Below are 13828 nucleotides of genomic sequence, written 5' to 3'. Positions count from 1 at the left end.
GCTAAATAGCCGGAATTTATGAAATTTAATTACAGCAGAACGAGATAAGTTATTCTTATCATCCGGAATAATTGAAATCAGGGGCAACCCGCTGTTTTTGCAGCCAATTGTCCCTTTTGTGCCTCATTCTTACCCTGGAAAGGTATGGGCCGGGCACCTTTACCCCCGTCACATCGTGATGGGGACTGACGGGCCTGTCGTCCCCCTGAAACCCGAAGTATTTTGGTTAAACCGACCTAATGATGGCAAAAATGATGCACCACCTGGGCGATCAGTTCGCGGGTCGGTTTAATGAACGCGGTATCAATAAATTCGTCCGGCTGATGCGCCTGATCGATGGAACCCGGGCCTAAAACCAGCGTCGGGCAGATCTGCTGGATGAAGGGGGCCTCGGTGCAGTAATTCACCACCTCTGTTTCTGTCCCCAGCAGTTTTTCTACCACCTGAACCAGCTGATGTTCACGCGGACACTCATAGCCCGGGATCGGCGGGTGCAGCTCACCCACGGTCAGACGGCCCGGCCAGCGCGCACTGACGGGAGCCAGCGCCTCATTCAGCAGACCGTCAAGATCGCTCAACGTCAGGCCCGGCAGTGGGCGGATATCCATATGCAGCTCACAGCAGGCGCAGATCCTGTTGGCTGCGTCGCCGCCGCTGATATGGCCCAAGTTCATCGTTGGGTAGGGGATGGCAAAGCCATCGTGGTGATAGCGTGTTTTCAGCGTATTGCGCAGTTCCATCAACTGGGTGATCGACTCATGCATCAGTTCAATAGCATTGACCCCGCGGCCCGGATCGCTGGAGTGGCCTGACTGACCCTGAATACGGATCACATTAGAAATATGGCCTTTGTGCGCACGTACGGGTTTCAGGGAGGTGGGCTCGCCGATAATCGCACAGTCCGGGCGCAGGCTGGTGGTTTCAGAGAAGAACTTCGCGCCCGCCATGGTGGTTTCTTCATCGGCAGTGGCGAGAATATAAAGCGGTTTTTTCAGCGCTGACACGTCAATATCACGCAGGGTCTCTAAGATGAAGGCGAAGAAGCCTTTCATGTCGGCCGTGCCCAGCCCGTAGAGCTTATTGTCATGCTCACTCAGGGTGAATGGATCGCGCGTCCAGCGGCCATCGTCGAATGGCACGGTGTCGGTATGACCGGCCAGCAGCAGACCGCCTGCACCCTGACCGCTCCTGGCCAGCATATTGAATTTATTGCGCGTGCCGGGTACCGGCTGGACTTCCACGCTGAAGCCGATATCGCGGAACCAGCCTGCCAGTAAATTGATTAAAGTTTCATTGCTCTGGTCGAGCGCACTGTCGGTGGCGCTGATTGATGGCGTTGCAATCAGTTGGCGGTAAATCTCAAGAAAAGGGGGTAATTTTGTCTTCACTGTTGACAGTCCTTGGGTTAGGATAGTATCAATATTCATGCACTAATAGTGAATAAAAATACAATATCGGCGGCCAGATGGAAACCGAAAATTCTATCTATCACAGAGAGCGAGTTGAGTTGATGACCCATCCGTTAATTATCAAGTTAGGCGGTGTGCTGCTGGACAGCGAAGAGGCGCTGGAGCGTCTGTTTACTGCTCTGGCCAGCTACCGTACCACGCATCAGCGCCCGTTGCTGATCGTTCACGGTGGCGGCTGCCTGGTCGATGAACTGATGAGCAAGCTGTCGCTGCCGGTGAAGAAAAAAAACGGACTGCGCGTCACACCCGCCGACCAGATTGACATTATCACCGGGGCCCTGGCGGGTACAGCGAACAAAACCCTGCTGGCCTGGTCAAAAAAACATGGCATTGATGCCGTTGGTCTGTGCTTGGGTGACGGCGGCAGCGTTGATGTGGCGCAGTTTGACGATGAACTGGGCCATGTGGGGCTGGCCACGCCGGGTTCTCCCCACCTGATAAATACGCTGCTGGGTGCGGGCTATCTGCCGGTCGTCAGCTCGATTGGCATCACTGCCGATGGCCTGCTGATGAACGTTAACGCCGACCAGGCCGCGACGGCGCTGGCTGCCACGCTGGGGGCGGACCTGATCCTGCTTTCTGATGTCAGCGGTATTCTGGATGCTGACAAGCAGCGTATTGAAGAGATGACGGCAGAGAAAGCCGAACAGCTGATCGCCGATGGCGTGATCACTGACGGGATGATCGTCAAAGTTAATGCTGCGCTGGAAGCCGCCCGTACGCTGGGCCGCCCGGTGGATATCGCCAGCTGGCGCCATGCCGAACAGCTGCCAACCTTATTTAACGGCGTGTCCATCGGCACCCGTATCCTCGCTTAATTAGTAACGTATTCATTTAAGGAAGAGACAATGCAAGACAAAAGCATCAAGAAAATCGTACTGGCTTACTCTGGCGGTCTGGATACTTCGGCCATCATTCCATGGCTGAAAGAGAACTACGGCGGCTGTGAAGTGGTGGCATTCGTGGCGGATATCGGCCAGGAGCGCGGCGATCTGGAAGGCGTGGAGCAGAAAGCGCTGCAGTCCGGTGCGTCTGAGTGCCATGTGGTGGATCTGCGCGAAGAGTTCATCAGCGAGTACGTTTATCCTGTGCTGCAGACCGGTGCCCTGTACGAAGGGACTTACCTGCTGGGCACCTCAATGGCGCGCCCGATTATTGCTAAAGCGCAGGTTGAGCTGGCGCTGAAAGTGGGCGCAGATGCCCTGTGCCACGGCGCAACCGGTAAAGGCAATGACCAGGTGCGTTTTGAAACCACTTACACTGCGCTGGCCCCACAGTTGAAAGTCGTCGCGCCATGGCGTGAGTGGAACCTGCGTTCCCGTGAAGCCCTGCTGGATTACCTGAAAGAGCGTAATATTCCGACCACCGCGTCGCTGGAAAAAATCTACAGCCGTGATGAAAACGCCTGGCATATTTCTACCGAAGGCGGCGTGCTGGAAAGCCCGTGGAATGCCCCGAACAAAGACTGCTGGGTATGGACTGTGGATCCACTGGAAGCCCCGGATCAGCCTGAGCAGGTAACCGTTACCGTTGAGAAAGGGCGCGTCGTCGCGGTGAACGGCGAAGCGTTAAGCCCATTTGGCTGCCTGGACAAACTGAATGCCATCGGTGCCCGTCACGGCGTCGGTCGTATCGATATCGTGGAAAACCGTCTGGTGGGCATCAAGTCCCGCGGCTGCTACGAAACCCCTGGCGGTACCATCATGGTGAATGCGCTGCGTGCGGTTGAGCAGCTGGTTCTGGATCGCGACAGCTTCAAATGGCGTGAGCAGCTTGGCCTGGAAATGTCCTATGTGGTTTACGATGGCCGCTGGTTCGCACCGCTGCGTAAATCCATTCAGGCTTCCGCGGCGGCACTGGCAGAAGAAGTGAATGGCGAAGTGGTGCTGCAGCTGTACAAAGGTCAGGTAACGGCGATCCAGAAGAAATCGGCTAACAGCCTCTACTCTGAAGAGTTTGCCACCTTCGGTGAAGACGAAGTGTACGATCACCGTCACGCAGGCGGCTTTATCCGTCTGTTCTCTCTGTCTTCACGCATTCGCGCGCTGAACGAGAAGAAGTAATCTTTTCCGGGCGAGGCCACTCGCCCCTACAGGCATTCGTAGGGGCGGCACCTGTGCCGCCCTTATTACATTATTTGAATGGAGTACTGAGCATGGCACTTTGGGGTGGACGGTTTACGCAGGCAGCAGATCAACGTTTCAAGCTTTTCAATGACTCACTGCGCTTCGACTATCGTCTGGCAGAGCAGGACATCACTGGTTCCGTTGCCTGGTCCAAAGCGCTGGTGACGGTCAATGTGTTAACCGCAGACGAGCAGCAGCAGCTGGAAGTGGCGCTGAATGCTCTGTTGGAAGATGTGCGCGCGAACCCACAGCAAATTCTGGAAAGCGACGCCGAAGATATTCACAGCTGGGTGGAAGGGAAGCTGATCGACAAAGTCGGTTCGCTGGGTAAAAAACTCCATACTGGCCGTAGCCGTAATGACCAGGTCGCGACCGACCTGAAACTGTGGTGTAAAGCGCAGGTCAGCGAACTGTTGACTGCCACACGTCAGTTCCAGCAGGCACTGATCGCTACTGCAGAAGCCAACCAGGACGCGGTTATGCCGGGTTACACCCACCTGCAGCGCGCGCAGCCGGTGACGTTTGCCCACTGGTGTCTGGCCTATGTTGAGATGCTGGCGCGTGATGAAAGCCGTCTGCAGGATACGCTGAAACGACTGGACGTCAGCCCGCTGGGCTGCGGTGCCCTGGCCGGAACCGCGTATGAGATCGACCGCGAACAGCTGGCTGGATGGTTAGGCTTTGCCTCCGCCACCCGTAACAGTCTGGATACCGTATCCGACCGCGATCACGTGCTGGAACTGCTCTCAGATGCTTCTATCGGCATGGTACACCTGTCGCGTTTTGCCGAGGATCTGATCTTCTTCAATACGGGTGAGGCGGGCTTTGTTGAGCTGTCTGATAAAGTGACGTCGGGCTCCTCGCTGATGCCGCAGAAGAAAAACCCGGACGCGCTGGAACTGATCCGTGGCAAGGTTGGCCGCGTACAGGGGGCACTGACCGCCATGAGTATGACGCTGAAAGGTCTGCCGCTGGCATACAATAAAGATATGCAGGAGGACAAAGAAGGACTGTTCGATGCACTCGATACCTGGTCTGACTGCCTGCATATGGCCGCGCTGGTTCTGGAGGGTATTCAGGTGAAGCGCCCGCGTTGTCAGGAAGCCGCCGAACAGGGTTATGCAAACTCGACCGAACTGGCGGATTACCTGGTCGCCAAAGGCGTACCGTTCCGTGAAGCGCACCATATTGTCGGTGAAACCGTGGTGGAAGCGATTAAGCAGGGTGTAGCGCTGGAAGCACTGGCGCTGTCTGACCTGCAGAAGTTCAGCAGCGTGATTGCAGAAGATGTTTATCCCTTCCTGTCGCTGCAGTCCTGCCTGGACAAACGTAACGCTAAAGGCGGTGTCTCTCCGCATCAGGTATCAACCGCCATCACTGAAGCGAAGCAGCGCCTCGGATAATGTGCGAGGGGCTGACCTTCTTTTTTGGGTCAGCCCGCCTGACGTGAAAGGGACGACCCGAAATGCAGGCCGTCCCCCTTCATTATGCCGCGAAGAATTGCTCTAAATCATCACTGCCGCCAATATGGCGACCGCCAATAAACACCTGAGGCACGGTAGCGCGTCCCGTCACGGCACGCAGGCTGACGGTGGTGGCATCCTGACCCAGAACGATTTCTTCAAACGCGATCCCGCGATCTAACAGCATCTGCTTGGCTTTGGCACAGAACGGGCAGCCCGGCTTGCTGAACAGGGAAACGGACTCCTGCACTTTAAACTCCGGTGCTACATAACGCAGCATGGTATCCGCATCGGACACTTCAAACGGATCGCCCGGCTTATTCGGTTCAACAAACATCTTCTCAACCACGCCGTTACGCACCAGCATGGAATAACGCCATGAGCGGGGGCCAAAGCCGAGGTCGGCTTTTTCCACCAGCATCTCCATGCCCCGGGTGAAATCACCGTTGCCATCGGGAATGAAGGTGATGTTGCCGGCGCGCTGATCGGCTTTCCAGGCGTTCATTACAAAGGTGTCATTGACTGACACGCACAGGATGCTGTCCACGCCATGTTGCCCGAACACGTCCGCCAGTTCGTTATAGCGCGGCAGATGGCTGGATGAACAGGTGGGGGTAAAAGCACCCGGCAGAGAAAAAACGATCACTGTTTTGTCTTTAAACAGCTCATCAGTGGTGACATCGACCCAACTGTCGCCCTGACGCGTGTGAAAAGTGACCTGCGGGATAGACTTACCTTCCTGACTAGCAAACATAAAAAGACCTCAACGTTATAAAAATTAGGTGTGCTCCCTTTCTGCACCGGCACATTATCTTTATTGATGCTTGATAGGGATAATCGTTGGTTGCTATGCTATCTATCGTCACGAACTATCGTGAAAGAGAGGATAAGATGAATATACGTGATCTGGAGTATCTGGTTTCGCTGGCAGAACATCGCCATTTTCGTCGTGCAGCCGATGCCTGCCATGTGAGTCAGCCGACGTTAAGCGGCCAGATTCGTAAGCTGGAGGATGAGCTGGGCGTGATGCTGCTGGAGCGCACCAGCCGTAAGGTACTGTTCACTCAGGCCGGTCTGCTGCTGGTGGATCAGGCCCGCACCGTGCTGCGGGAAGTGAAAGTACTGAAGGAAATGGCCAGCCAGCAGGGTGAGGCGATGTCAGGCCCGATGCATATTGGGCTGATCCCGACCGTGGGCCCGTACCTGCTGCCGCAGATTATTCCCACGCTGCATAAAACGTTTCCGAAGCTGGAGATGTATCTGCACGAAGCGCAGACCCAGCAGCTGCTGGCGCAGCTCGACAGCGGCAAGCTGGACTGTGCCATCCTGGCGCTGGTGAAAGAGTCAGAAGCCTTTATTGAAGTGCCCCTGTTTGATGAGCCAATGAAACTGGCGATCTATGCCGATCACCCGTGGCATGACCGCGATCGCGTACCGATGTCGGATCTTTCCGGTGAAAAGCTGTTAATGCTGGAAGACGGTCACTGTCTGCGCGACCAGGCGATGGGCTTCTGCTTCCAGGCCGGAGCAGATGAAGACACGCACTTCCGCGCGACCAGCCTGGAAACGCTGCGCAATATGGTGGCAGCGGGCAGCGGCATTACGCTGTTGCCTTCGCTGGCGGTACCGAAAGAGCGAGTGCGCGACGGGGTGTGTTACCTGGACTGCTATAAGCCGGTACCACAACGCACCATCGCGTTAGTGTATCGCCCGGGTTCCCCTCTGCGCGGCCGCTATGAGCAACTGGCAGAGGAGATCCGCGAGCATATGCAGGCGGTCATGAACGGCGGCGCGTTAAAACAGGCGGTTCAGGCCGTTTAACGCTGCAACCCGGTAGGCTTCCGCCATCGTCGGATAGTTAAAGGTGGTATTGACGAAGTACTCAATCGTGTTGCCACCGTTTTTCTGTTCCATAATCGCCTGACCAATGTGGATGATCTCCGCAGCACGCTCACCAAAGCAGTGAATGCCGAGGATCTCTTTGGTCTCGCGGTGGAACAGGATCTTCAGACTCCCGACGTTCATTCCGACAATCTGCGCACGCGCCAGGTGTTTGAACTGTGCACGACCCACTTCGTAGGGCACTTTCATCGCTGTCAGCTGCTGTTCGGTTTTCCCGACGGAGCTGATTTCCGGGATGGTGTAGATACCGGTCGGAATGTCTTCAATCAGGTGCGCGGTCGCTTCGCCTTTGATCATCGCCTGGGCGGCGATACGTCCCTGATCGTAGGCCGCAGAGGCCAGGCTGGGGTAACCAATCACATCTCCCACCGCGTAAATATGCGGCTGTGCTGTCTGGTACATGCTGTTCACTTTCAACAGGCCACGACCATCCGCTTCCAGTCCGACAGTGTCCAGCGACAGTGAGTCGGTGTTCCCGGTGCGTCCATTGGCGTACAACAGGCAGTCTGCCTTGAGTTTCTTGCCGGATTTCAGATGCATAATCACGCCATCTGCCACCCCTTCAATTTTCTCAAACTCTTCATTATGGCGAATCACCACACCATTATTCCAGAAGTGATAAGAGAGCGAGTCGGACATTTCCTGATCGAGGAAGGCCAGCAGACGGTCGCGGGTGTTAATCAGATCCACTTTGACCGACAGGCCACGGAAAATCGACGCATACTCGCAGCCGATCACGCCGGCACCATAGATAATCACATGGTCCGGTTCATGGTGCAGGTTGAGGATGGAGTCGCTGTCATAGATGCGTGGGTGGCTAAAATCGACATCCGGCGGATGGTAAGGGCGTGAACCACAGGCAATCACAAACTTTCCGGCGGTCAGACGCTCGACCGTGCCGTCATGGCTTTCTATTTCGATGGTGTTGGCATCAACAAAACGGGCATCGCCCTGGAACAGTTCACAGTGGTTGCGCTCGTAGAACCCCTGACGCATGCGGGTTTGCTGGCTGATAACGTTTTCAGTATGGTTCAGAATATCAGCAAAAGAAGAACGCAGAAGACGCGTGTGGTCGCTATACAGGGGATTCTGATTGAATTCGATAATGCGGCTGACGGCATGGCGCAGCGCTTTAGAAGGGATCGTCCCCCAGTGTGTACATCCGCCACCGATATTGTGATAGCGCTCGATAACGGCAATACGTGCGCCCTGTTTGACCAGGCCCATCGCAGCACCTTCACCGCCAGGGCCGGAACCAATCACGATGGCGTCGTAATCATAAGACTGTTGCATACCAATACGTCCTATTTTTTATACAATTTTACAACGAGATTCTAACATCTCGCGCCGCAGTTCCCAATTCTAACCGTGCTTTTTGCCATCATTTGCCAAATGAGTGAGTTAACAGGCGGTCACAAAGTTTGGCCCACTGTACGCTGAAATTTTTGCTATAGTGCCCACTTGCAGGCTAAACAGGCAGAAAAATGGGCGTCAGAGCGCAGCAAAAAGAACGTACACGGCGTTCACTTATCGAAGCGGCATTTAGTCAACTAAGCGCCGAACGTAGTTTTGCCAGCCTCAGCCTGCGGGAAGTCGCCAGGGAGGCGGGTATTGCCCCGACGTCATTCTATCGTCACTTTCGTGATGTAGATGAATTGGGGCTAACGATGGTGGATGAAAGCGGCCTGATGCTGCGACAGCTTATGCGTCAGGCACGTCAGCGTATTGCCAAAGGTGGCAGCGTTATCCGAACGTCGGTTTCTACCTTTATGGAATTTATTGGCGACAATCCCAATGCGTTTCGCCTGTTGCTGCGTGAACGATCCGGAACGTCATCGGCTTTCCGTGCTGCCGTTGCGCGTGAGATTCAGCATTTTATCGCCGAACTGGCTGACTATCTGGAAATCGAAAACCGCATGCCGCGCAGCTTCACCGAGGCGCAGGCTGAAGCGATGGTGATTATCGTATTTAACGCCGGTGCGGAAGCGCTGGATATTGATGCCGATCAGCGGCGTCAGCTGGAAGAACGACTGGTGCTGCAGCTGCGTATGATCTCGAAGGGTGCCTATTACTGGTACCGTCGTGAGCAGGAAAAGCTGGCAGTTACGCTGGAATCCAAAGACTAGCAGGGGGTGACATGAATTTAGCAACGGGCCGGGACAAAGGAACACTGCTGCTGACCTTTATTACCGGACTTTCCATTAACGGTACCTTTTCGGCGCTGTTCAGTTCTCTGGTGCCCTTTTCAGTTTTCCCGTTGATCGCGCTCGGCCTGGCTGCATGGTGCCTGCATCAGCGCTACCTGAATCGTGCCATGCCTGAAGGAATGCCTTCGCTGGCTGCCGGCTTTTTCCTGCTGGGGATTCTGGTGTACAGCGCCATCGTCCGGGCAGAATACCCGGATATTGGCTCTAACTTTGTGCCGACCATCCTGATGGTGGTGGTGGTGTTCTGGATTGCTACGAAGTGGCGTGCGCGTAAAAATAGCCAGTAACATCGGGCGATCCGCATCGCCCGGGCCAGATTAGCGGCGGGTCAGTAGTACGCCGCACTCCATATGATGGGTGTAGGGGAACTGGTCAAACAGCGCCAGACGAGCGATCTCATGGGTGTCGGACAGCGTTGCCAGGTTCTCGCACAGCGTCGTCGGATTACAGGAAATATACAGAATGCGCGGATACGCCTGCACCATCTTCACCGTTTCTTCATCCAGACCACTGCGCGGCGGGTCGACGAAAATGGTTTCGCACTCATAGCTGCTCAGATCGATACCTTCCAGCCTTCTGAAGCTTCTGTCTCCGTTCATTGCCTGAGTAAACTCTTCTGCCGCCATTCGGATAATCTGTACGTTATCAATCTGGTTTACCGCGATATTGTACTGAGCAGAGGCGACTGACGGTTTGGCGATTTCCGTTGCCAGCACACGGCGGAAGTTACGCGCCAGTGCCAGTGAGAAGTTGCCGTTGCCGCAGTACAACTCCAGCAGGTCGCCGCGAGAATCGCGCGTGGCATCCAGCGCCCATTCCAGCATCTTCACATTCATTGCCGCATTGGGCTGCGTAAAGCTGTTTTCTACCTGGCGATAGATCATCTCACGGCCGTCCACCATCAGACGCTCATCAACGAAATCCTGGTCCAGACAGATTTTGGTTTTAGTGGCGCGGCCGATCAAATGCAGATCGAAACCTTCCGCACGCAGCGCGTCGCGCAGCAGCGTGGCTGCCTGCTGCCACTCTTCATCCAGCTTACGGTGATAGAGCAGAGAAACTACCACCTGCCCGCTGACCGTCGATAAATAATCTATCTGGAACAGTTTAAAGCGCAGCGCACGCTGGTCGCGCACGGCCGCGATCATGCGGGGCATCAGGCGGTTAATCAGCTCACTGGCCGCCGGGAAGCTGTCGACCCGGATGCGGTTGTGCGTCTCCTGATCGAAAATAATATGGTACAGGTCGTCGCCATCATGCCAGATACGGAATTCGGCACGCATCCGATAATGGCTGACCGGAGAACGGAAGATTTCGACTTCGGGCGCGTTAAATGCGGACATCATCGACGTCAGTCGTGTCACTTTCTCAGTGAGCTGGTCATCATACTGTTCAACAGGCAGTTGTTCGGGTGTCATGGTGATTCCTGGGTATTTGGCGGATATAGCCGGGCGATTGTAGGGAATCTTTATCTCATGTCCAGCGTTGTCCACTCTTCATTCATTATGGATGTCTGGATATCTGGACTTCTAATATATTTGTACATAAAATGCGGCCTCCGGCCTCCCAACGAGTTAAAAGGGAATCCAGTGTAAATCTGGAGCTGACGCGCAGCGGTATAGAATGTCGTGACAATAGCGTAATGCAGACACTGTCTTATGACGGGAAGTCATTGCCACTTAAGGATTCTGAGCCCGAAGACCTGCCGGATGAACGTCGCATTTTTTACGATCATCGCGTGCTATCGATCGTATGCCTGCGGCATCCTGCACATCTTTTGGATGCTTGATGATGATAACAACTAAAAACTCGCTGCTGGCGTTTAGCGCTACGGCAATTTCCCTCTGGGCGCAAAACGGCTTTGCACAGGACCGTAACGAAGAAACGCAGGTTGTGACTGCGAATCGTTTTGAACAGCCAGTCTCTTCTGTATTGGCCCCTACCACGGTGGTCACGAAAGAGCAGATCGACCGCTGGCAGTCAAAAACGCTGACGGATGTGATGCGTCGCCTGCCGGGTGTCGATATTGCTCAAAATGGTGGAATGGGCCAGCAAAGCTCACTGTTTATTCGTGGCACTAACTCCAGCCATGTTCTGATCTTAATTGATGGTGTGCGCCTTAATCAGGCGGGGATCAGCGGTGCTTCCGATCTCAGCCAGATCCCAATTTCACTGGTTCAGCGGATTGAATATATACGTGGAGCACGTTCAGCAGTCTATGGTTCTGATGCCATTGGAGGGGTACTCAACATCATTACCACGCGCACTAAGGATGGTACGACGCTTGCGGCAGGGGTTGGTTCCAACGGCTATCAGACTTACGACGGTTCCACTCAGCAGATGCTGGGCCAGAATACTCGGGTGACGCTTGCAGGTAACTATACCTACACCAAAGGCTATGATGTCGTTGCTAACTACCCTGATGCACTTGGCAACACTGCACAACCCGATCGTGATGGGTTTATGAGCAAGAACATCTATGGCGCGATTGAACATCAGATCAATGATGATTTTAGTGCCTTTGTTCGGGGTTATGGCTTTGATAACCGTACTGCCTATGACGGTAGCCCGACCTATGTTCAACCCGATACCTATGTTGATACCCGGCAGCTGTATAGCCAGACCTGGGATGGTGGACTCCGCTTCAACAATGGTCTCTATTCTTCCAATCTGACCGCCAGCTACAGTCACACGAAAGATTATAATTACAGTCCTGATATGGGACGCTATGCGTCCTCTGCCACACTTGATGACTCCCAGCAGTATAATTTGCAGTGGGCCAATAATGTGGCCGTGGGACAGGGCAGTGTGGGTGGCGGCGTTGACTGGCAGAAGCAGTCCATTGAGCCAGGGACTGCTTATGTAAATGACCGCCGTGAAGTGACCAATACGGGTTTGTATGCCACCGGGCAGCAGATGTTTGGTCCAGTGACGCTGGAAGGTGCCGTTCGTGGCGATGATCACTCCGTTTACGGCTGGCATAACACCTGGCAGTCCAGCGCGGCCTGGGAGTTCATTGAGGGTTATCGTTTCATCGCCAGCTACGGGACGGCATTTAAGGCACCCAATCTCGGTCAGCTTTATGGTTCTTTTGGCGGCAATAGCAATCTTGATCCTGAAGAGAGCAAGCAGTGGGAAGGGGGCTTCGAAGGCTTAACGGGCCCTGTGACCTGGCATGTCTCCGGATATCGCAACGATATCGACAGCCTTATTGATTACAGTAGTGCCAACGGCGGTTATTACAATATCAATAAAGCGACCATCAAAGGTGTTGAAGCAACGGCTTCATTTGATATCGGTTCGGTATCTCATCAGATTTCCTATGATTACGTTGATCCGCGTAATGCTGAAACCAATGAGATTTTGCTGCGTCGGGCTAAACAGCAGGTGAAGTATCAGCTCGACTGGACGGTGTATAATTTCGACTGGTCAGTGAGTTATCAATACCTGGGTGAACGCTACGACCGTCAATATGCAACAAATCCAAATGGTGATCTGGCCAAATTGGGGGGGGTAAGCTTGTGGGATCTCGCGGTTTCGTATCCAGTCACATCCCATCTCACCGTTCGTGGTAGAATTGCCAACCTGTTCGATAAAGAATACGAGACAGTGTATGGCTATGAAACCCCTGGACGGGAATACTACCTCAGCGGCAGCTACACCTTCTAAACCGCGCCCCACCGTGCTGGTCTTTGACTCCGGTGTCGGTGGGCTTTCTGTCTATGATGAGATCCGCAAATTACTGCCGGATCTCCATTATCTCTACGCGTTCGATAATGTCGCTTTCCCTTATGGTGAAAAGTCGGAAGCGTTTATCGTCGAGCGTGTGGTCGCTATCGTTGAAGCGGTGACCCGCCGTTATCCCCTGGCCCTGGTGGTGATCGCCTGTAACTCAGCGAGTACCGTCACGCTGCCCGCTTTACGTGAGCGCTTTGCATTTCCTGTTGTCGGTGTGGTTCCTGCTATAAAACCGGCAGCGCGTCTGACCCGTAACGGTGTTGTTGGCCTGCTGGCGACCCGGGGGACGGTGAAGCGTCCTTATACGCATGAGCTGGTGGCGCGTTTTGGCAGTGAATGTAAGACTGAGATGCTGGGATCGGCGGAGTTGGTAGAGCTGGCGGAGGCCAAACTGCATGGACAGCCTGTTTCTATCGATGACGTGAAGCGCATATTGCAGCCGTGGCTGCGTATGCAGGAACCACCGGATACCGTCGTCCTGGGCTGCACGCACTTCCCTCTTATTAGTGAAGAGCTACAGCAGGTACTCCCTGAAGGTACCCGTTTAATCGATTCAGGTGCGGCAATTGCGCGTCGAACGGTGTGGTTACTGGAAAATGAGTCGCCAGACGCTTTTTCGCAGGATGAAAACATGGCGTTCTGTATGGATATTACTGAGCAGGCGGTACAATTAATGCCCGTTTTACAACGATATGGCTTCAGTAAGCTCGAAAAATTACCACTTTAACCACGTTTCGGGTAAAAAATCACCACTCAGCAAGTTTTTTGCAATTTACCCTTGTCAGCTGCCAGAAAATCCCTATACTGCGCCTCCACTGACACGGAACAACGGCTTACAGGCTACCGGGTCAGCAGCATCAGGTAACTGATAGCGCCGGAAAAACTTCTCAAAAAGAAGTTGACTCCGAAGGAGGAAAGCGTAA

12 protein-coding genes and 1 riboswitch are annotated in these 13828 nt (G+C 54.3%); of the genes, 8 read left to right on the top strand and 4 right to left on the bottom strand.

What is annotated here, in order from left to right; genetic code table 11:
- Positions 1 to 236: 236 nt before the first annotated feature.
- Complete coding sequence (argE, locus tag IFU29_RS19035) at positions 237 to 1388, bottom strand: acetylornithine deacetylase (RefSeq protein WP_191935293.1); 1152 nt, start codon at positions 1386 to 1388, stop codon at positions 237 to 239.
- Between the two features lie 122 nt (positions 1389 to 1510).
- Here argE and argB point away from each other — a divergent pair, with 122 nt between their 5' ends.
- The 3 genes from argB to argH all read left to right on the top strand — a co-directional run bounded on the left by argB (position 1511) and on the right by argH (position 4998).
- On the top strand, positions 1511 to 2287 hold the full coding sequence (gene argB, locus IFU29_RS19030; protein WP_191935386.1) for an acetylglutamate kinase: 777 nt from the start codon (positions 1511 to 1513) through the stop codon (positions 2285 to 2287).
- 30 nt (positions 2288 to 2317) lie between these two features.
- A complete protein-coding gene (locus IFU29_RS19025; RefSeq protein ID WP_191935292.1) occupies positions 2318 to 3532 on the top strand; it encodes an argininosuccinate synthase in 1215 nt (404 codons plus the stop codon).
- A 92-nt stretch (positions 3533 to 3624) separates the two neighbouring features.
- Entirely contained in the window at positions 3625 to 4998 is a 1374-nt protein-coding gene (gene argH, locus IFU29_RS19020) for an argininosuccinate lyase (RefSeq protein ID WP_191935291.1), read from the top strand.
- A gap of 82 nt (positions 4999 to 5080) precedes the next feature.
- On the opposite strand, the gene IFU29_RS19015 is transcribed toward argH, so the two are convergent.
- Positions 5081 to 5812: a glutathione peroxidase gene (locus IFU29_RS19015; RefSeq protein WP_062746769.1), complete on the bottom strand. Its 732-nt coding sequence runs from the start codon at positions 5810 to 5812 to the stop codon at positions 5081 to 5083.
- Between the two features lie 137 nt (positions 5813 to 5949).
- Between IFU29_RS19015 and oxyR the strand changes: the two genes are divergently transcribed.
- Complete coding sequence (gene oxyR / locus IFU29_RS19010) at positions 5950 to 6879, top strand: DNA-binding transcriptional regulator OxyR (protein ID WP_062746767.1); 930 nt, start codon at positions 5950 to 5952, stop codon at positions 6877 to 6879.
- Here oxyR and sthA read toward each other — a convergent pair.
- A complete protein-coding gene (sthA, locus tag IFU29_RS19005; protein WP_191935290.1) occupies positions 6853 to 8253 on the bottom strand; it encodes a Si-specific NAD(P)(+) transhydrogenase in 1401 nt (466 codons plus the stop codon). The two genes, oxyR and sthA, sit on opposite strands and share 27 nt — an antisense overlap.
- Positions 8254 to 8444: 191 nt before the next feature.
- Between sthA and fabR the strand changes: the two genes are divergently transcribed.
- Complete coding sequence (gene fabR, locus IFU29_RS19000) at positions 8445 to 9086, top strand: HTH-type transcriptional repressor FabR (RefSeq protein WP_062746761.1); 642 nt, start codon at positions 8445 to 8447, stop codon at positions 9084 to 9086.
- 11 nt (positions 9087 to 9097) lie between these two features.
- A complete protein-coding gene (locus IFU29_RS18995) occupies positions 9098 to 9454 on the top strand; it encodes a YijD family membrane protein (protein ID WP_191935289.1) in 357 nt (118 codons plus the stop codon).
- Between the two features lie 30 nt (positions 9455 to 9484).
- Here IFU29_RS18995 and trmA read toward each other — a convergent pair whose 3' ends face one another.
- Positions 9485 to 10585, bottom strand: coding sequence for a tRNA (uridine(54)-C5)-methyltransferase TrmA (gene trmA, locus IFU29_RS18990; protein ID WP_191935288.1), 1101 nt, complete (start codon positions 10583 to 10585; stop codon positions 9485 to 9487).
- Between the two features lie 124 nt (positions 10586 to 10709).
- Positions 10710 to 10891: riboswitch (cobalamin riboswitch) on the top strand.
- Between the two features lie 67 nt (positions 10892 to 10958).
- Here trmA and btuB point away from each other — a divergent pair.
- Positions 10959 to 12836, top strand: a complete 1878-nt coding sequence (btuB, locus tag IFU29_RS18985) for a TonB-dependent vitamin B12 receptor BtuB (protein WP_191935385.1) — start codon at positions 10959 to 10961, stop codon at positions 12834 to 12836.
- Positions 12781 to 13632 carry a glutamate racemase gene (gene murI, locus IFU29_RS18980; RefSeq protein ID WP_191935287.1) on the top strand — a complete coding sequence of 284 codons (852 nt, stop codon included), beginning with the start codon at positions 12781 to 12783 and terminating at the stop codon, positions 13630 to 13632. Before btuB ends, murI begins: the two co-directional genes overlap by 56 nt.
- Positions 13633 to 13828 lie beyond the last annotated feature (196 nt).

Origin of the sequence: Erwinia persicina (assembly GCF_014838825.1) — a bacterium.
Taxonomy (GTDB): Bacteria; Pseudomonadota; Gammaproteobacteria; order Enterobacterales; family Enterobacteriaceae; genus Erwinia; species Erwinia persicina_A.
Note: the sequence above shows the minus strand (reverse complement) of the source record. Positions and strands in the feature narration are given on the sequence as shown.